Genomic DNA, 21,823 nt, shown 5'->3' on the forward strand with positions numbered 1-21,823 from the left:
CTTTCGCAGGAGAAGATGAACAGCATGGATTCCGCTGATGCCACTGGCCTGCAGGCCACACTGTTTGATTTCTCAATTGCTGAGTTGGTGCGGCAACACCGGGAGAGCTTCCAACCCCTGTGGACGGCAGAAAGTTGGGTGAAGCTGCTGATCTGGTTGTCGCTGAATTGCGGCAGCTCCGGAGATGAAGCCGGCATGGCCCGTTTCGTCGAGGCGCTTGGACCAAGCCTCACCACCCGGATGCGGCGGGTGTTCTTTGAGCGGGAGCTGGAGGCCCTCGATCTTCAGGTGATGGCCGATCCGGCTGAGCAGCAGGTGCTGGTGTTGCCGATGGGTCCCGGTGTCCCCCTCGATCTGGAGCGCGCTGCCACGGTGATGGAGCAGGTTCAGTTGCAAGGCCATGTGGTGGCTGACCGGGAGCGCTGGCAGCAGCTGGATGCTGTGGTGGTGATTCCTCGCTTGGAGGCTGCTGCATGAACCTGATCGGGCGCTACAGCAATCCCGGCTTCGCGTCGGTTGCTGATGCGGTGCGTGAGTTCTTCGAGCGCCGTGTGGATTTGCAGCGGCCTGGCGTGGCTTTCGGGCCCGAGGGTGAGGGGGAACCGGCGAAACAGAGCACCGACATCAGCCTGGTGGCGATAGATCGCTCGGAACCCGAATCCTTCGCCCTATCGCAACTGATCCTTCGTGGGGTGACGGCAGGTTTGGAGCGCTATCTGCAGGAGCGGCCATTGTTCCGACAGTGCTGCCCGCAGCAGAGCCTGTTCGTGAATCCGATCTTCAACCTCCAGCACTACGCCCCCGGGGAAGGGTTCAAACGTTGGCATTGCGATTGGACCATCAGCGATGAGGCCACCGAACCGGTGCACCGGGTGTTGGCTTGGATCCTTTATTGCAATGACGTTGATGAGGCCGGAACCGAGTTTCACTGGCAGGACCACCACGAACCGGCTGAACGGGGCAAGTTAGTGATCTTTCCGGCTGGTCCGTCCCATATTCACCGCGGTCGGGTCAACGAGAGCGCCAGCAAGCTGATCGCCACTGGTTGGATCAATGCCGGACGCCAGGAGGACTACTTAAGCCGTCTTGCCAGCTGAATCGCTGTCTGCTTCGGCCTGGAGCTGATTGGTGGGGCTGCCCAGCCGGTGGGTTTGCTCTTTGGCTGGGGGCCATTCCATCGGATACACCTGGCGCTGAGGGAAGGGAATGCCAATGCCGTTCTTCTCAAAAGCCGTCCAGATGGCTTGGCGTAAGTCACTCCCTACACCAAAGGCTTCAAGGGGGTTGCGCACCCAGAAGAGCAGCTTGTAGTTGATTGAGGAATCGGCGAAATCCACCGTGAACGCAGCTGGCGGCGGGTATGGCAGCACCTTCTTGTGCTGACGTGCGACCTCCTCCAACACCGCGATCACTTGACTGGGTTCGTGGTGATAAGCCGCTCCCACCACCACCACGTCGCGGCGTGAGGTTTCTTCAGCGGTGTATGACTCCGCCTCTTGGGTGAAAAAGTTTTGATTGGGGATCAGCAGTTCCGCTCCATCGCGGCCGCGGCGTAATTGGGTGGCGCGTAGCCCCAGCTTCCGCACGGTGCAGGGGTCGCCGTTGATCATCAGGATTTCGCCGGGTCGCACCGATCCCTCAAACAACAACCAGAGGCTGCTGATGAAGTTGGAGATGATCTCCTTAATTCCGAAACCGATGCCCACGGAGAGGCCCCCGGCCACCGCCACCAGGGCGGTGCCGTTGATGCCGATGTAGTACGCGACACCCATCACGCCGATGGCGATCAACGAGTAACGAAGAATCACCTCCAGCGCCACGCGGCTTTGGGGCTTCATGCCGAAGAAGCTGCCCCCGAGCCAAGAAACGAACGCTGCCGGACGGCTGGCCAGGGCGATGACCAGATAAACGATCACCAGGGCGGTGAACAATTTGCCGATGGTGAGCGTTACCCCGAACACATCACCGAGGGAAATTAGCGACAGAGATTCTCGGCTTCCCAGCATCTGAAAAAAGGTGAGGATCGAAACCACCAGCAGTACGGGCCGGAAAAGCGACTTGTCGATTTCTTCCACAGGAACTTTGGGGAAGCGGCCGAGGATCAGCTGTTTTGTGGGCTCCACGCAGCGCCACAGGACCCAGAGGAGCGCCAGATACTGCAGAAAGCCTGCTGTGATACCAGACAGGGTCAAAAGTGTGGCGATGAGCAACAACGCCGCTGGCACAATCAGATGGGTAAGACTCGCGGTCAGGGGGCTGTTGAGCTTGCGCTTAAGCCGAGATTCACTGCTATACGCTGCAACAAATAATCCCACTTGGAGTAGCACCGATCCACGCTGCAAATAGCCCAGCCAAGTGGTTGCTTCCGATGTCAGAGCTGAAATCATGGCTCTTCTCCGCGAAGGCTTTTGATGATGTCTTTGGTGGATTCTTCCGGGGTGCGGACGTCATAAATGGTGTCCATTAGGGCCTCAGAGATCTCTCGATACCGAGCTGGATCTCGGAACACACGAGCTTTGGATTGGCCCTTTGCGGCTTTTTCTTTGATCGACTCCTGCGCGTACATCACCAACGCCGCCGTTCCGCCAGGAATTTTAGAAGCCACGATTTTTGCTGCTTTCCGATTCACCGGCAGAGAATTTCGTCCGGCAAGGGCGTAGGTCTTTTGCGCCCAGGGCTTGGTGATGAAATCAATCATCACCAGGGCTTTCTCCCGCTGCGTTCTGCTTGAGTTTCGCCCCAGCGACCACACCTGAAGTTTGGTGGCTGCTTTGAGCTTCGTTGATGGCCCTTTGGGTAGCGGCGCGAGGGCAAGTTTGTCGTTCATTTGATCGCGCAATTCCCGCAGGCTGCTGCTCCAGCAGGTGATCCAGTCGAGCTCGCCAGAGATCAGTGCCTTTCTGAGGCTGCGTTGGTTGTTCAAAAAACGGATGTTCTGCTGATAGCTCGCGGATTCGAGCCAATGAAGCCATTGGGTGACCTTGGATTGTCGATCCAGATCGGGAGGACGCTTCGCCAGAGCTGCTTCCATCGCTTCGCCAGCATCAAAGGCTTCGGCACTCCAAAACAGGTCTTTTAGTTGCAATGCCATGCCGAAGTTGGTGCTTTCGCTTTCTTGTTCCATCTCCTCCAGGGTTGCTGGAGGAACCTCCAGCCGTTCTTTGTTGAAACACGCCAATTGCACAAACTGATTCACGGGTCGACCCACAAGCTGGCCGTCTCCAGCGGTGACGAGGTCGAACAAGTAACTCGGCGTGTCAGACCGATCCTCTGGAGAGATTTTGATGGGATCGGTCAGCTTGCGCCGGTAGAGCTCCAAGGCCGTGTCGCTATCGGTAATCAACAGGTCTGGACCAAATCCGCTTTGGGTTTGATCCGCAATTTCGTCAACGAAGTTGGCTTGTGTTGACAACGTCAGCTGAGGCCTAATCGAGGAGTCGACACTTCTGATGTGATCGATCGCGTCCTCGGTGACCTCGCGCAGCCTCTCGTAATCCTGGCTGGAGATGGTCTCCGCGCTGTTTACTGTTCGAACCACTTTGATAACAACCGGTGGACGCCAGTTGCTGCAGCCTGCACTGATCACTGCCAGTGCGATGCCCATGGCCAGATGCTGGATCCGGATCGCGGCCATCCCATCCCTTCGATGGATCGATGCTAGGGACGTTGGCCATCGCGGGCAGGGCTTTGCGAGCATGGCCGGCTGAACCGCTGAGCTTTCCGTGCCCGAACTGGCCAAGACCTACGACCCGGTTGGCACGGAGGCCCGTTGGCAGCAGGCCTGGGAGGACCAGGGGGCGTTTCATCCCGACCCGAAGGCTCCCGGTGAACCGTTCTCGGTCGTGATCCCGCCGCCGAACGTGACCGGCAGCCTGCACATGGGCCATGCCTTCAACACGGCCCTGATTGACACGATCGTGCGTTATCAGCGCTTGGCAGGAAAGAACGTGCTCTGCCTTCCGGGCACCGACCACGCCTCGATCGCGGTGCAGACGATCCTCGAGAAGCAGCTGAAACAGGAGGGCAAGACCCGCCACGACCTCGGCCGTCATGCCTTTCTGGAGCGGGCTTGGGAGTGGAAGGCCGAAAGCGGTGGCCGCATCGTGGGCCAGCTGCGGCGGCTGGGGTATTCCGTTGATTGGAAGCGCCAGCGCTTCACCTTGGATGAGGGCCTGAGTGAGGCAGTGAAAGAGGCGTTCGTGCGGCTGCACGAGCAGGGGCTGATTTACCGCGGTGAATACCTCGTGAACTGGTGCCCCGCCTCCGGTTCGGCGGTGAGTGATCTGGAGGTGGAGATGAAGGAGGTGGACGGCCACCTCTGGCATTTCCGCTACCCGCTCAGCAGCGGTAATGGCCATCTGGAGGTGGCCACCACCCGGCCCGAAACCATGTTGGGCGACACGGCGGTGGCGGTGAACCCCACCGATGAGCGCTATGCCCATCTGGTGGGCCAGACCCTCACCCTGCCCTTTGTAGGGCGGGAGATTCCGATCGTGGCCGACGACCACGTGGAGAAAGATTTCGGCACCGGTTGCGTCAAGGTGACGCCGGCCCACGACCCCAACGATTTCGCCATCGGCCAGCGCCACGGTCTGCCCCAGATCACGGTGATGCGCAAAAACGGCACGATGAATAAAGAGGCCGGTCAGTTCGAGGGGCTCGATCGCTTCGAGGCCCGCAAGGCCGTGGTGGCTGGCCTCGATGAGCTGGGTCTGCTGGTGAAGGTGGAGGACTACCGCCACAGCGTTCCCTATTCCGACCGCGGCAAGGTGCCGGTGGAGCCGCTGCTCTCCACCCAGTGGTTTGTCAAAACCGAGCCTCTGGCGGCTCGCTGCCGTGAGGCCCTCGAGAAGCAGGACCCCCGCTTCATTCCCGAGCGCTGGGAGAAGGTCTATCGCGACTGGCTCACCGACATCCGCGACTGGTGCATCAGCCGCCAGCTCTGGTGGGGCCATCGCATCCCCGCCTGGTTCGTGATCAGCGAGACCGGCGGCAAATACACCGACACCACGCCCTACGTGGTGGCCCGCAACGAAGCCGAAGCCCTGGAGAAGGCCAAGGCGAAGTACGGCGCCGCGGCGGAGATCGAGCAGGACGAGGACGTGCTCGACACCTGGTTCTCCAGCGGTCTCTGGCCCTTCTCCACCCTCGGTTGGCCTGATGCCGATAGCGCTGACCTGCAGCGCTGGTATCCCACCAGCACCCTGGTGACGGGCTTCGACATCATCTTTTTCTGGGTGGCCCGGATGACAATGATGGCCGGCGCCTTCACTGGCGAGATGCCCTTCCAGGACGTCTACATCCACGGCCTGGTGCGGGACGAGCAGAACCGCAAGATGAGCAAGAGCGCCGGAAACGGCATCGATCCGCTGCTGCTGATCGAGCGTTACGGCACCGATGCCCTGCGCTTCGCCCTGGTGCGGGAAGTGGCTGGTGCCGGTCAGGACATCCGTCTGGACTACGACCGCAAGAAGGACACCTCCGCCACGGTGGAAGCGTCGCGCAACTTCGCCAACAAGCTCTGGAACGCCACCCGTTTCGCCTTGATGAACCTGGGCGGCGAAACGCCGGCCCAACTCGGTGACCCCGATCCCGCAGCCCTGCAGCTGGCAGACCGCTGGATCCTGTCCCGCCTGGCCCGGGTGAACCGGGAGACGGCTGAGCGCTACAGCAGCTATGGCCTGGGTGAAGCGGCCAAGGGCCTCTATGAGTTCGCCTGGAACGACGTCTGCGACTGGTATCTGGAGCTGAGCAAGCGCCGGCTTAACCCCGGTGAGAACCCCTCAGCTGAGGATCTCGCCGATCAGCGGGTGGCCAAGCAGGTGCTGGCCAAGGTGATCAGCCAGATGCATCTGATGCTGCATCCGCTGATGCCCCACCTCACCGAAGAGCTCTGGCACAGCGTCACCGGCGAGCCGGAGACCACCTTCCTGGCGTTGCAGCCCTGGCCGGCTCTAGATGAAAGCGCTTTGGATGATGCGTTGGAAGCCTCCTTCGCTGAGCTGATCGGTGCCATCCGTGTGGTGCGCAATCTGCGCGCGGTGGCGGGTCTCAAGCCCTCCCAGTCGGTGCCGGTGCGTTTCGTTACCGGCCGCGGCGAGCTGGCGGCTGTGCTGAGCAAGGGCACGGCCGATATCACGGCGTTGACGCGGGCGGAGTCGGTGGCGGTGATGGCGCCGGCGGAGGCCGATGCGGCTCCGGTGGCCAAGGCACTGGCGGGAGTCAGCGGTGAGCTCCAGGTGCTGCTGCCGATCGAAGGCCTCGTTGATCTCGATGCGCTCAAGGGGCGCCTGGAGAAAGACATCGCCAAGGCCGAGAAGGAGATCAAGGGGCTGGCTGGCCGCTTGGGGAACCCCAACTTCGCTGACAAGGCTCCGCCGGAGGTGGTGGCGGAATGCCAGGCCAACCTGGATGAGAAGCAGGCCCAGGCGGATCTGGCGCGCAAGCGCCTGGCGGATCTGAGCTGATTCGGTGATTCAGGTTGAGGGGCTGAGCAAGATCTACCGGGTTGCCGAGAAGCAGCCCGGGTTGGCCAGCACCCTGCGCCATTTTGTACGCCGCCGCACCAGGGATGTGATGGCGGTGCAGGACGTCTCCTTTCGGATCGAGCCCGGCGAGATGGTGGGCTTTCTCGGCGCCAACGGCGCCGGTAAAACCACCACCTTGAAGATGCTCTGCGGCTTGATCCACCCCAGCGCCGGGGAGCTGCGGGTGGCGGGGTACCGGCCGCAGCGCCGTCAGGCGGAGTTTCTGCGGCGGATCACCCTGGTGATGGGGCAGAAGCAGCAGCTGCTCTGGGACCTGCCGCCGATGGATTCACTGCGGGTGAATGCTGCTGTGTATGGCATCCCCGATGCTGTGGCTCGGCGGCGGATCAGTGAGCTGGCCGATCTGCTGGAGCTGGGGGAGGAGCTGACCCGGCCGGTGCGCAAGCTTTCCCTTGGTGAGCGGATGAAGGCCGAATTGCTGGCGGCGCTGCTGCACGAGCCGGAGGTGCTGTTCCTCGATGAACCGACCCTGGGGCTGGATGTGAATGCCCAGGCCCGGGTGCGCCAGTTCCTGGCGGACTACAACCGCCGCACGGGGGCAACGGTGTTGCTCACCAGCCACTACATGGCTGACATCACGGCGCTGTGTCCCCGGGTGCTGCTGATTCACCAGGGGCGGTTGTTCCACGACGGCCCCCTCGAGGCGCTGGCTGATCAATTGGCGCCGGAGCGGGAGGTGCGGTTGGAGTTGGAATCCCCGGTGGAAGCGGATGCCTTGGCGGGGTTGGGGCGTCTGGAGCAGTTGGAGGGCTGTGATGTGCGGCTGTTGGTGCCCCGCGACCAGCTCACCGCCGTGGTGGCGCAGCTGCTGGACCGCTTCCCCGTGCGTGATCTGGATGTGACCGATCCACCGATTGAAGAGTTGATCGGTGGGCTGTTCCGGCAGGGGCGCGTCTGATGCGGATCTTCGGGCTGAACCGACGGATCATTCGGGTGCTGCTGGGCTCCCAGTACGCCCACATGCTCGAGTACCGCGCTGAGATCGCCCTTTGGGCCCTCTCCGGGGTGTTGCCGTTCATCATGCTCAGCGTCTGGAGCGGCAGCGACGCGCGCTCAGGGCTGGGGCTGGATGGTGTGGCCCTTGATCGCTATTTTCTCAGCGCTTTTCTTGTGCGCCAGTTCTCGGTGGTGTGGGTGGTCTATGCCTTTGAGGAAGACGCTCTTCTCGGCCGGCTTTCGCCCTACCTGCTGCAACCGCTTCATCCGCTCTGGCGTTATGTGGCGGCCCACCTCGGTGAGCAGCTCACCCGTCTGCCCTTCGCGGCGCTGATCGCGGCGGTGTTCTTTGCGGTGCAGCCTCAGGCCTTCTGGGTGCCGACGTTGGGGGGCTTTCTGCTGGCCTGGTTGGCCACCTGGATGGCCTTTGCCATTGCCTTCCTGTTTCAGAGCGTGATTGCGGCCCTCTGCTTCTGGAGTGAGAAGGCCAGCGCCCTGGAGCGGCTCCAGTTCATTCCCTTCCTGTTCCTTTCCGGTCTCTTGGCACCGCTCACGGCGTTTCCGCCGGCGGTGCGGGCTGTAGCCCAGTGGACGCCCTTCCCTTACCTGATCGATTTTCCGGCTCGGGTGCTGGCGGGCCAGCCGGTGGATCTGTTGGCGGGCTTCGGGGCGCAACTGGCCTGGATCGCCCTGCTGTTGCCGTTGGTGCTGCTGCTCTGGCGGGCCGGCGTGCGGCGCTACAGCGCCATGGGGGCCTGATGGGGCGCTACTGGCGGACCCTGCGTCGCTTCTGGGGCACGGCCGTGGCGGTGCAGCTGGAGTATCAGGCCAATGTGCTGATCGAGCTGGTGGCGGTGGCAATGAGCCTCAGCGGCAGCCTGTTTCTGCTTTCGCTCTTCTATGGCCCTGATCAGACGTTGGGGGGCTGGAGCTGGGCTCAGGCCTTGATGGTGCAGGGGCTCTACACGGTGTTCGACGGCATAGCCACCACCTGGTTGCGCCCGAACCTCGGGGCGATCGTTACCCATGTGCGCGAGGGCACTCTTGATTTCGTGCTGCTCAAACCGATCGACAGTCAGTTCTGGTTGTCGCTGCGCACGCTCTCGCCTGCGGGGCTGCCGGAGATTGGCCTGGGGCTGGGGCTCTTGGCTTGGGGCAGCCATCAGGCCGGTGTGGTGCTCAGCCTTTCTTCCCTGTTCACCGTGCTGGTGATGCTGCTCGCCGGTGGCTTGATCCTCTATTCGCTCTGGTTTCTGATCGCCGCCACCAGCATCTGGTTCGTCAAAACCTGGAATGCCACCGAGGTGTTGCGGGCCCTGCTGGCCTCTGGCCGTTATCCCCTCAACGCCTACCCGCCTGCCCTGCGCCTGCTGTTCACCCTGGTGTTGCCGGTGGCGTTTCTCACCACGGTTCCCGCACAGGTGTTGCTCAGGGAAGCTGCCGCACCGATGCTGCTGGCGGGCTTGGCTCTGGCGGTGCTGTTCTTTGCGGCGGCGCGGGCCTTCTGGTTGTTTGCCCTGCGGTTTTACACCTCAGCCTCCAGTTGAGTGCAATGCTCCACGCCATGTGAGGTGAGTTCGCTTGATCTCATCGTCATCAGACAAGTCAAGACACCAATAATGTGATTTGGAACACGTTATTGGTGTTGTCTTCGGTACATTTAATGGCTTGATAATCCGATGTTGCGCTTGTTTTAAATACCGGCTCCTGTTTGTTCGGTTATGCAGGAGGTGAGACTTCTCTTTAAGCCTTATGGCTGGTTTCAATAACACACCCGTGAGCATCGAACTCGATGGCGCGGAGATCGTGGCCTGGGTGCCTGGCGCGAAGGTTGCTGCGGTTTGCGGTGGCGACAACACCGTGCGCTTTGTGAAGTACGACGCCAATTTTCAGAATCCAGAAGTGGTGCTGGAGAAAGAATTTGATGGTGATATCCAATCCGTCGCGGCCTATGGCAATCAATTCGCTGTGGCGGAGTCGCCCAGCAAGACTGAAAAGGGACGAGTCAGTGTCTATCACTTCAACAGCAGTGAGAACACGCTGAGCCGGCGTTTCAGCACCACGGTGGGCTATCTGCCGGATTCCGTTTCTTGGAGTCCTGATGGCAAAACCATTGTTGTTGCCAATGAAGGGGAGCCCAACGATTACTACGGAACGTCCGATGGGGTTGATCCGGAGGGTTCGATTTCGATCATTCGCTTGGGTGATGACAAAAAGTCACTCAAACAAGCAACAACTCTCGGCTTTGGTGGATTCACTGCCCAGCAGCTGAAGGATGCCGGTGTACGTCTTTCTGGTGAAAATGCCGATAGTCCTGCGAAAGATATCGAGCCTGAATTTGTCAAAATCACCTCAGACAGCAAGCGTGCTGTGGTGACCCTGCAGGAAAACAACGCCATGGTCGTTGTGAACCTGGAGACGGGCACTTTGGAAACCCCCACGGGTTTGGGTGCCAAGGATTGGACGGGATTATCGGTAGACACTTCCGATAAAGACGGCGGCTATCTGCCGGGGGATCGCGACTTCAAGAGCCTGTATATGCCAGATGGCATGGATGTCTTCACCGCAAGCAATGGCACGACCTATGCGGTGATGGCCAACGAGGGCGATGGCCGAGTGCGTCCCGATGATGTGAATTTTGAGGCGGATGCTGATGGCACCTTCACGCTCCACCAAAGCAAGAAGAAAGGGGCTGTCGCTGAGATTGAAGATCCGCTGACGGGCAAGACGGTGTATGTGCACCGCGACATGCGGGGTCAGAACTCCACTGCTTTTGAAGCGGAAGCCGGTGATGAATTTTTCATCACCTGGAAGCATGGAGCCGTGGCCGACGATGACTTCTATTCCGATGAAAAGCGCGCCGGCAAGTTGGATGGCCCTCAGGGCAACAGCATCGTCAGCGGTGATGGCGAAGGCCGCCTGAAAACGGTGGTGGATCAGAACACCGCTGACAGCATCACCGGCTTTGGTGGTCGTTCCTTCACGATCCGCGGTCTTGACGGCAGCATCGTTTGGGATTCAGGTGATGACTTGGATCGCATCGCTGCTGAAAACGACGTCTATGACGATGGCCGCAGCGACGACAAGGGCGTGGAGCCTGAGCATGTGGAGACTGCCACTCTGGGCGATCGATCCTTTGCCTTCATTTCTCTGGAGCGGGGAACCAGCACGCTGATCCCGGTTTACGAGATCACCAATGTTGATGCGCCAGAGCACGTGTATACCTTCCATGCGGCGAACTCGGTCTCTCCTGAAGCCACCGAATTCGTGAAGACCAGTGCCAATGGCGGCACGCTGCTGGTGTCGAGCGAAGTGTCCGGCACCCTGGACGCGTTCAACTTCAACACCAGCCTGGTCTGAGTTCAGTCGTCACCATCAGCTCTGCTTCTGCTCAAAGCCTCCTGATACGGGGGCTTTTTTGTTGGCTGCACAGCACCGTGGTGCAATGCTCCACGCCATGCGTGGGTGATTCAGCTTGATCTCCTTGGTTCAGCACTGGCTGCCGGATGTGTTGGAGTTGCTGCGCTCCCCCGCTGGGGCGCTGCTGTTCATTCCGCTTTACGCCCTCTGGGTGACGCTGCTGCTGCCTGGGGTTTGGGCTTCGATGCTGGCTGGGGTGCTCTATGGCACCTGGCTCGGCAGTGGTCTGGTGTTTGTTGGGGCCTGTCTCGGGGCGGTGGTGGTGTTCCTGCTGGGGCGCTCAGTGCTGCGCGACTGGGCCCGGCGCCGGTTGGAGCAGCTCCCCAAGTTGCAGGCGGTGGAGCGGGCCGTCAGCAAAGAGGGGCTGAAGTTGGTGTTGCTGACGCGTCTCTCGCCCGCCTTTCCCTTTTCCCTGCTCAACCTGGCCTACGGCCTCAGTGAGGTGAGCCTGCGGGACTACAGCATCGGCTTGATCGGCATCCTCCCCGGCACCGTGCTGTTTTGCGGGTTGGGGGCGCTGGCCGGCGATGTGGCCCGTTTTGGTGAGGTGCTGGGGGGTGAGGCGGATGCCGGCACCTGGGCGCTGCGGGTGGTGGGGGTGCTCGCCACGCTGGCGGTGGTCTGGCTGGTGAGCCGGGCAGCCCGCCGTGCCCTTCAGGATGTGGAGACGTCGCTCTGATCGGGATTGGCAAGAGGCCAGTCCCGCAGAGCAGCGATCAGGATGAACCAGGCCAGGCGCATGCGGGCGATTGGGCCGCGGCGTTGCTGCAGGTCAGCCAACTTGGCCCGTCCGCAGTCGGTCTTGATCCAGCGGTGCAGTGCAGGGGTGGGTTGGCTCATGGCTGCAGCAGGGCGGTGAGGTCGTCTTCGCTAAGCACCGTCACCCCGAGGCTTTCGGCTTTGGTCAGTTTGCTGCCGGCGGCTTCGCCTGCCACCAGGTAGTCGGTCTTCTTGCTGACGCTGCCGCTCACCTTGCCGCCGGCCGCTTCGATCAGCGCTTTGGCGTCGCTGCGGCTGAGGTTGGGGAGCGTGCCGGTGAGCACCAGGGTCTTGCCCTGGAGTACGCCGTCGGCGTCAGCTCCGGCTTGGCTTGCGGCCTCCTGCTCGGTGGCACTCGCTTCCAGGCACAGGCCGACGCTGCGCAAGTCCTGCAGCAGTTGTTGGTTTGCGGGTGTACGCAGCCATTGGCCAAGGCTGGAACTGATTTCTGGGCCGATGCCGTGCAGTTCGGCGATCTGCTCCGGAGCCTCCAGAGCCGCTGCCGCGAGGCTGTCGATGCTGAAGAAAGCGGCCGCGAGCGCTTTGGCGTTGACCTCGCCGATGTGGCGGATCCCGAGGCCGTAGAGCTGGCGGTGCCAGGGTTGCTGTTTGGAGGCCTCCAGGGCCTCCACCAGGTTCGTGGCCGATTTGTCGCCCATCCGATCCAGGCTGGAAAGCAGGGCCGCATCCAGGCGGTAGAGATCGGCCAGCGAGCTCACCAGGCCGCGGTCCACCAGCTGTTCGATCAACTTGCTGCCGAGCCCATCCACATCCAGGGCGCCCTTGCTCACCCAGTGCCGCAGGCCACCCCGCAGGATCGCCGGGCAGCTGCTGTTCACGCAGCGGGTGGCGGCTTCATCGCCCTCCCGCACCAGGTTGGAGCCACACTCGGGGCAGTGCTGCGGCAGTTGCACTGGGGTGGCGTCGCTGGGCCTGAGCTCCGGCAGCACCCGCACCACTTCCGGAATGATCTCCCCGGCTTTGCGCACCACGATGGTGTCGCCCAGATGCAGATCCAGTTCAGCGATCCGGTCGGCGTTGTGGAGGGTGGCGCGGCTGACGCTGGTGCCGGCCAGGGCCACCGCTTCGAATTCGGCGACGGGGGTGATCGCGCCGGTGCGGCCCACTTGAGTGCCAACGCGCAGCAGACGGGTGGGGGCTTCTTCGGCGGGGTATTTGAGGGCGATGGCCCAGCGCGGGGCCTTCTGGGTGAAGCCGGCTTCGTCCTGCAGCTGGAGGTCGTCCAGTTTCACCACCACGCCGTCGGTGGCATAGGGGAGGTCATGGCGACCCTGCTCCCAGTGGTCGCAGAAGCGATTGATGGCGGTGAGGTCTCCGCAGAGCTCCCGGTTCGGGTTGACGCGGAAACCTGCCGTGTTCAGCCACTCCAGAGCCGCCCATTGGCCGGGGGGTTGGGCGTCCCCCGGCAGATGCAGGGTGTAGGCGAAGAAATCGAGTCGGCGGGCGGCCACCACCTTCGGATCCAGTTGGCGCAGGGTTCCGGCGCAGGCGTTGCGTGGATTGGCGAACAGCGCTTCGCCCCGTTGTTCCCGTTCGGCATTGATCGCCGCGAAGGTGGCATCGGGGATGAAGGCCTCTCCTCGCACTTCCACCCATTCCGGTGGGTTCTCCACCTGCAGGCGCAACGGAATCGAGCTGATCGTGCGCACGTTGGCGGTGATCTCTTCACCACGGCTGCCATCGCCCCGGGTGGCGGCCCGCTCCAACACCCCGTTGCGGTAGCTCAGGGCGAGGGCGTTGCCGTCAATTTTCAGTTCCCCCACCAGCGGTAGGCGGGTGTCGTTGGGACGGTCCAGCACCTTGAGCAGCCGCTCGTGCCAGGCCTGCAGGTCGTCGCGGTTGAAGGCGTTGTCAAGGCTGAGCATGCCCACGCGGTGCTCAACGCTGGTGAATCCCTCCGCCGGAGCTCCTCCCACCCGCTGGGTGGGGCTGTCGGACCGTTGCAGGCCTGGATGGTTCTGTTCCAGTTCGAGCAGCTCGCGATAGAGGCGGTCGTAAACCGCGTCCTCCATCACTGGCGCATCGAGAACGTAATAGGCGTGGCCGGCACGGTTGAGCAGTTGCCGCAGTTCCGCGGCCCGCTCGTGCGGATCAGCCATTGACCCGGTTAATGCGGGCAATGCGCCAGTTGTCGTCCATCTTGGTGAACGTGAAGTCGAGGGGAAGCTCCTCGTCGCCTTCGGACTTCAGCTTCACGGTGAGGATCAAGTTGCCTTCCTGCACACGGGGGCGGCCGGACTTGAGATTGCGGAACTTGTTCAGCTTGAGGTCGGCCAGGAAGCGGATGAACTGCTGGCGGCTCACGTGCTGGCGGTAGGCCTTGGTGGTGAGCAGGTAAGCGGCATCGATACGGCCGGCTGCCACCTGGGTGAAGAACTGCTTGATCAGTGGGTTGATGCCGCGGGCGTCGAGCACCAATTTCACGGCGTTGTAGATCCAGTACCCCAGCAGGGTGAGACCCCCGGCCAGCAGAGCTTTGCTGCCGATCTCACGCACCAGTCCCAGTTCCATCACCAGCTGTCAAAGCAGGGCCGAGTCTGACTGACCACGGCAGGATGGCGCTGATTCGGATCTCCTCCCCTCGTTCTGTGCCTTTGCAGCCCCTGCTGCCGTTGTTTCACCGCCTCAACCGGGAGCATTTCGGCGGTGCTCTGGTGGATGGGGCCCAGCCGCTGACGGCGGTGCGTTGGAGTGATGGACGGATGAGCCGTACTGCCGGTTTTTATCGCCGTGGCCCTGGGGTGGGTGAGGGCCGGGGCAGCGAGATCGTGCTGTCGCGGCCGGTGTTGGAGCCGCTGCCGCAGAGCGCCACAGAAAGCACGCTCTGCCACGAGATGATCCACGCCTGGGTCGATCTGGTGCAGCGTCGCCGCGAAAGCCACGGCCCGCTGTTTCGGGCCCGGATGGCCGCCATCAATGCGGCCCAGAGCCGCTTTCAGGTGAGCATCCGCCACAGCTATCCGGTGCCGCCCCGGCCGCCCCGCTGGTTGGCGGTCTGTCCCCGTTGCGGCCGTCGCACCCCTTGCCGGAGACGCACGCGCAATGCCGCTTGCCGTGCCTGTTGCGTCGAGCACTTTCACGGCCGCTGGGATTCCAGTTGTGTGCTCAGTTATGTGGAGGCGGAGGGCTAGATGGAGGTGTTCTGGTTGTCATTGGAGTGCGGCGGTGTGGTGATTGTGTTGCTGGGATTGCGGCGGGAACAGTGGTTGCGCCGCCGCCGTCGGTAACGTCGGGGGATGGAGGAGCGTTTTGATCGGTTGGATCGGTTCCGTGATCAGCGGGATCGCCGTCTCGACCAGTTCTTGGAAACCGGACGTCAGCTCGTGGATGGGGTGTCCGGCCGTCGACCAGGACAACGGCCAGGAGTGCGGCGCTCCGGTTTGGATCTCGATTCGGTGGGCCGCTGGGTCGGCGAGAAAGTCGAGTGGCTTCTGGAGGAGGACGACGATTGGCAGGAGCCTTGGCAAGAAGCTGGCCGTGGCCGCCCGGAGCCGGTCCGTTCCATGCGTTCAGCCCGGCGACCCCTCGATGCGATCTCACGACGAAGCCGGCGCGGAACAGCAGCTGAAGCTCCAGCGCCCACCTCAACGCCGCCTGTGGCCCAGGAGTTCAACGCAGGCCAGGGGGAGTGGCCCGAAGACGACAGCTTCCGGCTGCAGCGCTGGTCGCGCTCAGCCCAGCCGGCAAAACGTCCCGAGCCCGAAGCCGCTCCCAATCCCGCTGGCTCCAGGAGGGCCTTGCCGCGCTCCAGCCGTCGTCGGGCCGACTAACGGCTGGGGTGCAATGCGCGTGGGCTGACCCGGTAGCGGCAGCCCCGTGCTTCCAGCTGGTGGTTCACATCCTCGAGCAGCTCTCCGGGCATCTCTTCCGCCATCTGGTCTGCCGTGGCAGTGATCGATGGTGATCCCGCCTGGAGGGCCTCCAGCAGTTGGGTCCACTGCTCCACCTGCAGGCTGCGGCTCATGGGCTCATAGCCCTTGTGCTCCAGCAGCTGACTGCAAACCGAGCGGTTCCAGAGCACGGTGCGTCCCTGGCCATGGGGGCCTGTCTGCATGGCGGCATTGGCGTCGAGGGCGCTTTGGGTGGGGCGACCGCGACGGTCACGCCAGCCTTGATGCTCGAGGGTCTTGCCGCAGTGAATCGCCGAAATGCCGTAGATCCGACCGAGGTCGGTGAGGCTGAGCCAGGAGGCGGTGGCAGCCATGACACGGTGAACCGAAGTGCCCACATCTTCCTGAGAGCACAAGCAATGGCAAGTTGTCAAGAGCAAATCCCAACAAACCCGCAGGTTTGTTCATGAATTTTGTTGAAACTCCTGGCGCAGTGTGGGCCCGAGCCAGGTTTCGAGTTGCGGGCTGAACACTTCGCGAATCACGGTCAGGGCCTTGCCCTGGCGGAAGAAGCGGTAATGGCGGCTCCAGTAGGGGCCTCGATAGCCAAAGGTCTGGTCCAGCCAATCCCCCTCCACCAGCGCTAATCCATCCACCTCACGGAACAACTCGGAACGTCCTTCGGTGAGGCTTTTCCAAATCGGCTGGTTGCGGTCCCGCAGGTGCCAATCCGCTTCGGCTTGGTTCCACCAGCTCTCGGCCCAGGCCAGCGGGGTGCCGCCGCAGGTCAGCCACACCTGGCGCCGCAGCAGCGGTGCCATCAATTCATTCACCTCCTCAGGTGCCCCGGGGTGGTCGGTCTGGTCGGCCTCCATGGCGATTAGATCCACGGCAACGGGCGAACCGGTGAGCAAGCGCAGGTGGCGGGTCGGGCTGCCATCGCCCAGCAACATCAGCCGCCAGGGGCCGGGCAATTGACGCGGCCCCTCCGCTGAGAGCACCGCATTGGTGGGGGCTTGCCAGAGCTGGTGCGGTGATGGGTGAAGACGCGGGGTGGGGTTCAGAACAGTCCTCCCACAGAGAGGGTTTGGCGTTGACCGTTGCGGCTGATCACGGCACCGCTGTCGGTGACATCGGTGAGCACCCAACCGCTGCTGCCGATCGCTTCACCGATGCCGGCGGACACCGATCCCTGTCCCAGTTGAAAAATGGCGGAACTGCTGCCACCAGGGCCCTTCACCACACCGGTGAGTTGGGGGATGGGCCCCATCGGCGCCAATGCCTGATCCCTGCCCAGCGGTTCAACCGACAAGGGCTGTTGGATCGGCACGGTCAACGGTTCGAGGCTTTGGAGCGCTACGGATGCCTCCTCGGGTGAAACCTTCTCTTCTGCACGAGTTTCCTGGGCAGCCACCTGCTCGCGCAGCTGCTCGATCAGGGCTGCGCTTTGCTGCCGTTCCAGCTCCAGGCGGGAGCGCTGCAGGTTGCTCACCAGCCAAGCGCTGCAGATCACCCCGGCAACGGCGATGCCACTGATCAGCGGCAGCATCCAAGCGGAGGGGGAGCGGCGCTCGCTTGGTTCGGTTGGTTTGGTGGTTGGTTCGTGCACAGCCACATCCACCGGCACCAGGTGCGGCTGGCTGGGGGCGGTTGCCGTCTCACCGTCGAACACCTGGTCCATCACCTGCTCGGCCCGCAGGCTCCAGTAGGCACGTGAGGTGGGAACCCGGGCTGACACGGACAGACGTTTCAGGACGCCAACGCTATCGAGCTTCTGCGGTTGGGGCGAGGGTTTGGCGTTCCCTTTGCTGCAGTTCCAGCCACATCAACAGGGCGGTGATGTCGGCCTTGCTGACGCCGGGGATGCGGCTGGCTTGCCCCAGGGTGCTGGGTTGAATGGCCGTGAGCTTTTCGCGGGCTTCATTGGAGAGGGTGCCGATGCCGGCGTAGTTGAGATCGGCCGGCAGCTTGCGCTGGCTCTGGCGTTTCACCTGATCGATCTGCTGCTGCTGGCGTTGCAGGTAGCCGCTGTATTTGATGTCGATCTCGGCGCCCTCGCGCACGGGCAGGGGCAGATCGGCGTCGGCCAGGCCATGGCGCACCAGATCGGCGGCGTGCATGCCGGGCCGGCGCAGCAGGTCGGCCAGGGTGATCGAGCCCTTGATCGCGGCTCCGGTTTCCTCTTCCACCGCCGGGGCCACCGGATCGCTCACCTTGAGCCGCACGGTTTCCAGCCGCTGCTTTTCGCCCTCCATCGCCTGGAGTTTGTCTTCGAACAGCTGCCAACGGCGATCGTCGATCAGGCCTAGCTCACGGCCCAACGGCGTCAGGCGGCGGTCGGCGTTGTCACCCCGCAGGATCAGGCGGTATTCACTGCGGCTGGTGAGCACCCGGTAGGGCTCGCGCAGATCTTTGCTCACCAGATCGTCGATCATCGTGCCGATGTAGCTGCCTTCACGGGGGAAGTGCACCGGCTCCTGGCCGCCGATCAGCCGGGCGGCGTTGACGCCGGCCACCAGGCCCTGGGCGGCGGCTTCCTCATAGCCCGTGGTGCCATTGAGTTGGCCGGCGCTGAACAGGCCGCGCACCCGCTTGGTCTCCAGGGATGGCTTGAGCTGGGTAGCGGGCAAGTAGTCGTAATCCACTGAATAGGCCGGCCGCAGCATCACGGCCTGCTCCAGGCCCGGCAGGCTGCGCAGCAGTTGCAGTTGGATCGGTTCCGGCAGGCCGGTGGAGAAGCCCTGCACATAGATCTCTGGCGTGTCGCGCCCCTCCGGCTCGAGGAAGATCTGGTGGCTGTCCTTGTCCGCGAAGCGAACGATTTTGTCTTCGATTGAGGGGCAGTAGCGCGGGCCTTTGCTGTCGATCACACCGCCGTAGATGGCGGTGAGGTGCAGGTTGTCGCGAATCAGCTGATGGGTTTCGGCGGTGGTGCGGGTGATGTGGCAGCTCATCTGCTCACCGCTTACCCAGGCGGCCGGGTCAAAGGAGAAGAAGCGATCGGCCGCATCGCTGGGCTGCTCCTCCAATTGATCGAGGGCGATGCTGCGCCGGTCGACACGGGCGGGGGTGCCGGTTTTGAGCCGGTCGGTCTGGAAGCCGAGTTGCTGCAGCGCTTCGGTGAGCCCTTCAGCGGCCTGTTCACCAGCGCGGCCGGCGGCCATTGATTGATGCCCCACCCAGATGCGGCCGCCCAGGAAGGTGCCGGCGGTGAGGATCACCGCTTCAGCGCCGTAGACGCTGCCGAAATAGGTGCGGATGCCGCTGATGCGTTGCTGATCGGCATCACCGGTGGTTTCCAGGCCGGTCACCATCGCTTCGCGCAGGGCGAGGTTGGGGGTGTGCTGCAGCAGCTGCAGCATCTGGCGCGAATAGAGGCGCTTGTCGGTTTGGGCGCGCAGGGCCCATACCGCCGGGCCGCGGCTGGCGTTGAGGATGCGCTTCTGGATGGCGGTGGCATCAGCCAGGCGCCCGATCACTCCACCGAGGGCGTCCACTTCATGGACGAGCTGGCTTTTGGCAGGGCCGCCGACGGCCGGGTTGCAGGGCTGCCAGGCGATGCGATCGAGGTTGAGGCTGAACAGGGCGGTGTTCAGGCCCAGCCGGGCGGCGGTGATCGCCGCTTCACAACCGGCATGGCCGCCGCCGACCACGATTACGTCGAAGGATTCTGTGGGGGCGGCGTTGAAGCTCATGGCTTCATTATCCGGCTCTGGAGACGCGCCTGAGTTGGCTTAAAGATTGAGGTCCTGCAGCGAGTTGATGGTGTGGTGGGTGTAGCTCCAGCTGCTGGAGGAGTTGTCGAAGCTCTGGTTGGAGAAGAGGTCTTGATAGGTGTTGGCGAGGGAGACGCTGCCGGTGTTGTTCAAGCCGTAGGCGTTGACCTGGATCTTGGTGGGATCTGTTGAGTAATCAGCCAGACGATCGAGGGCGGTGTTGAGGTCCTTTTGCATCTCCTTCCACTGCCATTGGCCCTGGTTGTTTTTGAAAAAGTGCGGCTTGCCCTCGTTGTCGTAGAGCAGGCCTGAGGTGGTGATGTCTTCTTTGCCGAGGCTGTCTGGAAGCGGAATGGCCTGGCCGGTGATGGAATCAGAGGCTGAATTGGTTCTGGTGTCCCACCAGCTGCGGCGTTCCGGCCGCCCATCGAGAACGAGGGCGATGGAGGTGGATTGATCGCGCCGGTTGGGGTCGTTGGTTTTGTTGGTAAGCAGGTAGTCGAGCCCTTCCAAGGCGCCGAGCAATTCGGTGCCGGCATAGAGGTTGGAAGGCGTGCCTGGATTGCCCTGATAGAGGTCGTAGCGGTTGGGCTTGGGGAGGCCAAGTGCTTTCCATTGATTGTTATTTTTGATCGAATTTCCGAACTTTTCGCCTGCCATTTCGAGAGTCAGAATTGTTCGCATGATGCCGAGGCCGCTGCTTGGATTGCGGTGAGACAAGAAAAAGCGTTTGTGCTGTACGTGATAGTCGTAGGTTAATAAATTGATGTTGAGACTGTCAGCAGTTTTGTTGTCATTTGGATTGTCAATAATGTTATAATTATCGAGTTCTTTGAGTGATTCATTGTTGTTTTTTCTGGCAACTGCTTGGAGCAGATTAGAGCCTGTAATGATCGCATTTGTGCCGCGGTGCTGAAATTGATAGCCTGCGCGTTCGATCTCTTGGGCAACGGACTTTAGTGCCGAGACGAATTGCAGTTTGTGGTGGTTAATGGCATTTGATTGCAGTGCAGAATTAGAGCGATCAACGAGGAGATAGACATCGCCTGTACTATTGAGGTTGAGAATGTAATCGCTGCAATCCTCGGCGCTGCTTATTAGTTGGTGCTTGCCAGTCTTGGTTCGAATTGTGCATGTTGAGCCGCAGAGAATTTCAACAACCTGAGGCTGGTTCCAATTATCGCCATCGAATGTGATCGTTTTCTCTGGTTTTGAGCCATGTTTTGAGCCCGGGCATTGGAAGCTAATCTCAACGGGCTCTGATGGTTTTTTCTCAAGTAAAACCTCGTGCTTCTTGTCTTCATCTGGATCGACGGGTGGAATGATGATGATGTTGGGTGGTTTGGGGCACTCTTCTGCGAGTTCTATCTTGCTGAGGAGGATCCCAAATGAATCATCTTCGTTTTGGAGTTCCTCGAAGCGGATGGACGTTTTACCGGATCTCGCCTCGAATTTGTATTGATGAAGCTCCCATGATTTTATTGATGCTGCTTCAATCTGATGGCTTATGTTGGGCTTCTTGCCTTCATCACCCCAGCTCAGTTGGAGGGTTTCTGTTTTGTTATTTCGGCGCTTTCTGAGATAGAAGCTGAGTTGATAGGTCTTGCCTGCCTCTGTTTCAACCGTTTGCTCGAGGGCATCTTGGTGTGGATTTTTTTTCGAACGTCGCTTGGCATCAAGCTCAACAAAATAGTTGCTGGCGCCAGCTGGAGGTGTGATTCTTTTGAATCCTTTTCGCCATATCTCGGCGCCATTTTCTAGTGTCCAGCCTGGGATTTCTTTGCTGTATCCCCAGCCACGTCTTTCGATTCTGTTGAGATCTTTTTTGTTGGTAATCCTGAAGTTTGAGTTGCTTATGAGATTACCCGTAAAGCAGTTCTTCTCGTGCTCGTCGGTGATGCTGTTGATGGTGAAGGTGCAGGAGTTATTGTTGTCTTTCTCGTCTTGGTTGGTGTTGCCAGCGGCATCAGAGAATTTGTCGTTGGCAACGTGGATGACAGCGTCGCTGGTGCTGTTGGTTGTTGGGGTGAAGGTGGCAGTGTAAACGCTGCTAGAAACAGCTTTCCAGTTGGAGAGCGATCCACCTGTGACGGAGACGTCGGATTCGATGAAGTTGGAGGAGGCTTCTGAGAGGGTGAAGGTGAGAGTGCACGTCTCTCCAGCATTCAGGGTGTTGTCGGCATCGTTGCTGGTGATGGCGATGGTGGGCCGAGTGGTGTCTGGTGTTGGAGAAGGAGAAGGAGAAGGAGAAGGAGAAGGAGAAGGTGCCGGTGCCGTGTCGTCGTCGGTGTTTTTGACAGTTGTGGTGTCGGATTCGGTTCCGGCGTAGCCGCCAGCGTTGTTAGCGGTCGCGGTAAGCGTGGTGGTGATATCACCGTCGTCGATGTCGTCATTAACGCCGGTGACGGTGATGGTTTGGGCTGTATTCCAGTTGGCTGTTGTGAAAGTGAGGGTATTGGTGCTTAGAGAGTTTTCGGTGGCGTCATTGCCGGTGATGGAAACGGTGACGTCGGCCGTGGGAGCGGCATTTAGAACAACGGTGAATGTGGAGGCACCACCTGCTTCTGTAGTGAGCAGGTCGGCGCCATCAGTG

The 21,823-nt window shown here is 61.5% G+C and carries 20 protein-coding genes; 10 read left to right on the plus strand and 10 right to left on the minus strand.

Going from position 1 to position 21,823, the window contains the following annotated elements; genetic code table 11:
- The first annotated feature begins 24 nt into the window (after nt 1-24).
- Together Q3Y53_RS02390 and Q3Y53_RS02395 are read left to right on the plus strand one after the other, a co-directional pair.
- A complete protein-coding gene (locus Q3Y53_RS02390; RefSeq protein WP_226424605.1) occupies nt 25-477 on the plus strand; it encodes a protein phosphatase in 453 nt (150 codons plus the stop codon).
- The gene (locus tag Q3Y53_RS02395; RefSeq protein WP_303532385.1) at nt 474-1,097 is read left to right on the plus strand and encodes a 2OG-Fe(II) oxygenase; all 624 of its coding nucleotides are present in this window, start codon (nt 474-476) and stop codon (nt 1,095-1,097) included. Before Q3Y53_RS02390 ends, Q3Y53_RS02395 begins: the two co-directional genes overlap by 4 nt.
- Here the strand turns inward: Q3Y53_RS02395 and Q3Y53_RS02400 are convergent.
- Both Q3Y53_RS02400 and Q3Y53_RS02405 read right to left on the minus strand, forming a co-directional pair.
- The gene (locus Q3Y53_RS02400; protein ID WP_226424603.1) at nt 1,077-2,387 is read right to left on the minus strand and encodes a mechanosensitive ion channel family protein; all 1,311 of its coding nucleotides are present in this window, start codon (nt 2,385-2,387) and stop codon (nt 1,077-1,079) included. The genes Q3Y53_RS02395 and Q3Y53_RS02400 overlap by 21 nt on opposite strands.
- The gene (locus Q3Y53_RS02405; protein WP_226424602.1) at nt 2,384-3,634 is read right to left on the minus strand and encodes an extracellular solute-binding protein; all 1,251 of its coding nucleotides are present in this window, start codon (nt 3,632-3,634) and stop codon (nt 2,384-2,386) included. The genes Q3Y53_RS02400 and Q3Y53_RS02405 overlap by 4 nt, the downstream gene beginning before the upstream one ends.
- Before the next feature lie 88 nt (nt 3,635-3,722).
- On the opposite strand from Q3Y53_RS02405, the gene Q3Y53_RS02410 reads away from it, so the two are divergent.
- The 6 genes from Q3Y53_RS02410 (at nt 3,723) to Q3Y53_RS02435 (ending at nt 11,583) form a co-directional block, all read left to right on the plus strand.
- On the plus strand, nt 3,723-6,467 hold the full coding sequence (locus Q3Y53_RS02410) for a valine--tRNA ligase (RefSeq protein ID WP_303532388.1): 2,745 nt from the start codon (nt 3,723-3,725) through the stop codon (nt 6,465-6,467).
- Between the two features lie 4 nt (nt 6,468-6,471).
- Nucleotides 6,472-7,446 (plus strand): ATP-binding cassette domain-containing protein, encoded by a 975-nt coding sequence (locus Q3Y53_RS02415; protein ID WP_303532390.1) that lies wholly within the window; start codon nt 6,472-6,474, stop codon nt 7,444-7,446.
- Nucleotides 7,446-8,243 carry an ABC-2 family transporter protein gene (locus tag Q3Y53_RS02420; RefSeq protein ID WP_303532392.1) on the plus strand — a complete coding sequence of 266 codons (798 nt, stop codon included), beginning with the start codon at nt 7,446-7,448 and terminating at the stop codon, nt 8,241-8,243. Before Q3Y53_RS02415 ends, Q3Y53_RS02420 begins: the two co-directional genes overlap by 1 nt.
- A complete protein-coding gene (locus Q3Y53_RS02425) occupies nt 8,243-9,031 on the plus strand; it encodes an ABC transporter permease (protein ID WP_303532397.1) in 789 nt (262 codons plus the stop codon). Before Q3Y53_RS02420 ends, Q3Y53_RS02425 begins: the two co-directional genes overlap by 1 nt.
- A 229-nt stretch (nt 9,032-9,260) precedes the next feature.
- Nucleotides 9,261-10,844, plus strand: coding sequence for a hypothetical protein (locus Q3Y53_RS02430; RefSeq protein WP_303532399.1), 1,584 nt, complete (start codon nt 9,261-9,263; stop codon nt 10,842-10,844).
- Between the two features lie 115 nt (nt 10,845-10,959).
- A complete protein-coding gene (locus Q3Y53_RS02435) occupies nt 10,960-11,583 on the plus strand; it encodes a TVP38/TMEM64 family protein (protein WP_303532402.1) in 624 nt (207 codons plus the stop codon).
- Here the strand turns inward: Q3Y53_RS02435 and Q3Y53_RS02440 are convergent.
- The 3 genes from Q3Y53_RS02440 to Q3Y53_RS02450 are packed head-to-tail and all read right to left on the minus strand — an operon-like array spanning nt 11,559 to nt 14,195.
- Nucleotides 11,559-11,744, minus strand: a complete 186-nt coding sequence (locus tag Q3Y53_RS02440; RefSeq protein WP_303532406.1) for a hypothetical protein — start codon at nt 11,742-11,744, stop codon at nt 11,559-11,561. The genes Q3Y53_RS02435 and Q3Y53_RS02440 overlap by 25 nt on opposite strands.
- Entirely contained in the window at nt 11,741-13,783 is a 2,043-nt protein-coding gene (ligA, locus tag Q3Y53_RS02445; RefSeq protein ID WP_303532409.1) for an NAD-dependent DNA ligase LigA, read from the minus strand. Before ligA ends, Q3Y53_RS02440 begins: the two co-directional genes overlap by 4 nt.
- Nucleotides 13,776-14,195: a hypothetical protein gene (locus Q3Y53_RS02450; RefSeq protein ID WP_226413833.1), complete on the minus strand. Its 420-nt coding sequence runs from the start codon at nt 14,193-14,195 to the stop codon at nt 13,776-13,778. The genes ligA and Q3Y53_RS02450 overlap by 8 nt, the downstream gene beginning before the upstream one ends.
- A 44-nt stretch (nt 14,196-14,239) precedes the next feature.
- Here Q3Y53_RS02450 and Q3Y53_RS02455 point away from each other — a divergent pair, with 44 nt between their 5' ends.
- Together Q3Y53_RS02455 and Q3Y53_RS02460 are read left to right on the plus strand one after the other, a co-directional pair.
- Complete coding sequence (locus tag Q3Y53_RS02455; RefSeq protein ID WP_303532415.1) at nt 14,240-14,815, plus strand: SprT family zinc-dependent metalloprotease; 576 nt, start codon at nt 14,240-14,242, stop codon at nt 14,813-14,815.
- A 105-nt stretch (nt 14,816-14,920) separates the two neighbouring features.
- Nucleotides 14,921-15,454 (plus strand): hypothetical protein, encoded by a 534-nt coding sequence (locus Q3Y53_RS02460; protein WP_303532425.1) that lies wholly within the window; start codon nt 14,921-14,923, stop codon nt 15,452-15,454.
- Here the strand turns inward: Q3Y53_RS02460 and Q3Y53_RS02465 are convergent.
- From Q3Y53_RS02465 to Q3Y53_RS02485, 5 genes are all read right to left on the minus strand, one after another.
- Nucleotides 15,451-15,888: a hypothetical protein gene (locus Q3Y53_RS02465; protein WP_226424591.1), complete on the minus strand. Its 438-nt coding sequence runs from the start codon at nt 15,886-15,888 to the stop codon at nt 15,451-15,453. The genes Q3Y53_RS02460 and Q3Y53_RS02465 overlap by 4 nt on opposite strands.
- Nucleotides 15,889-15,978: 90 nt before the next feature.
- Entirely contained in the window at nt 15,979-16,578 is a 600-nt protein-coding gene (locus Q3Y53_RS02470; RefSeq protein WP_226425014.1) for a chorismate lyase, read from the minus strand.
- A complete protein-coding gene (locus Q3Y53_RS02475; protein WP_303532427.1) occupies nt 16,575-17,252 on the minus strand; it encodes a pilus assembly protein PilZ in 678 nt (225 codons plus the stop codon). Before Q3Y53_RS02475 ends, Q3Y53_RS02470 begins: the two co-directional genes overlap by 4 nt.
- A 25-nt stretch (nt 17,253-17,277) precedes the next feature.
- Nucleotides 17,278-19,209: a tRNA uridine-5-carboxymethylaminomethyl(34) synthesis enzyme MnmG gene (gene mnmG / locus Q3Y53_RS02480; RefSeq protein WP_303532429.1), complete on the minus strand. Its 1,932-nt coding sequence runs from the start codon at nt 19,207-19,209 to the stop codon at nt 17,278-17,280.
- 39 nt (nt 19,210-19,248) lie between these two features.
- Nucleotides 19,249-21,823: Ig-like domain-containing protein (locus Q3Y53_RS02485; protein WP_303532431.1), on the minus strand; the 2,575-nt coding region annotated here is incomplete at its 5' end.

This window comes from Synechococcus sp. YX-04-1, assembly GCF_030546365.1.
Lineage (GTDB): Bacteria > Cyanobacteriota > Cyanobacteriia > PCC-6307 > Cyanobiaceae > Parasynechococcus.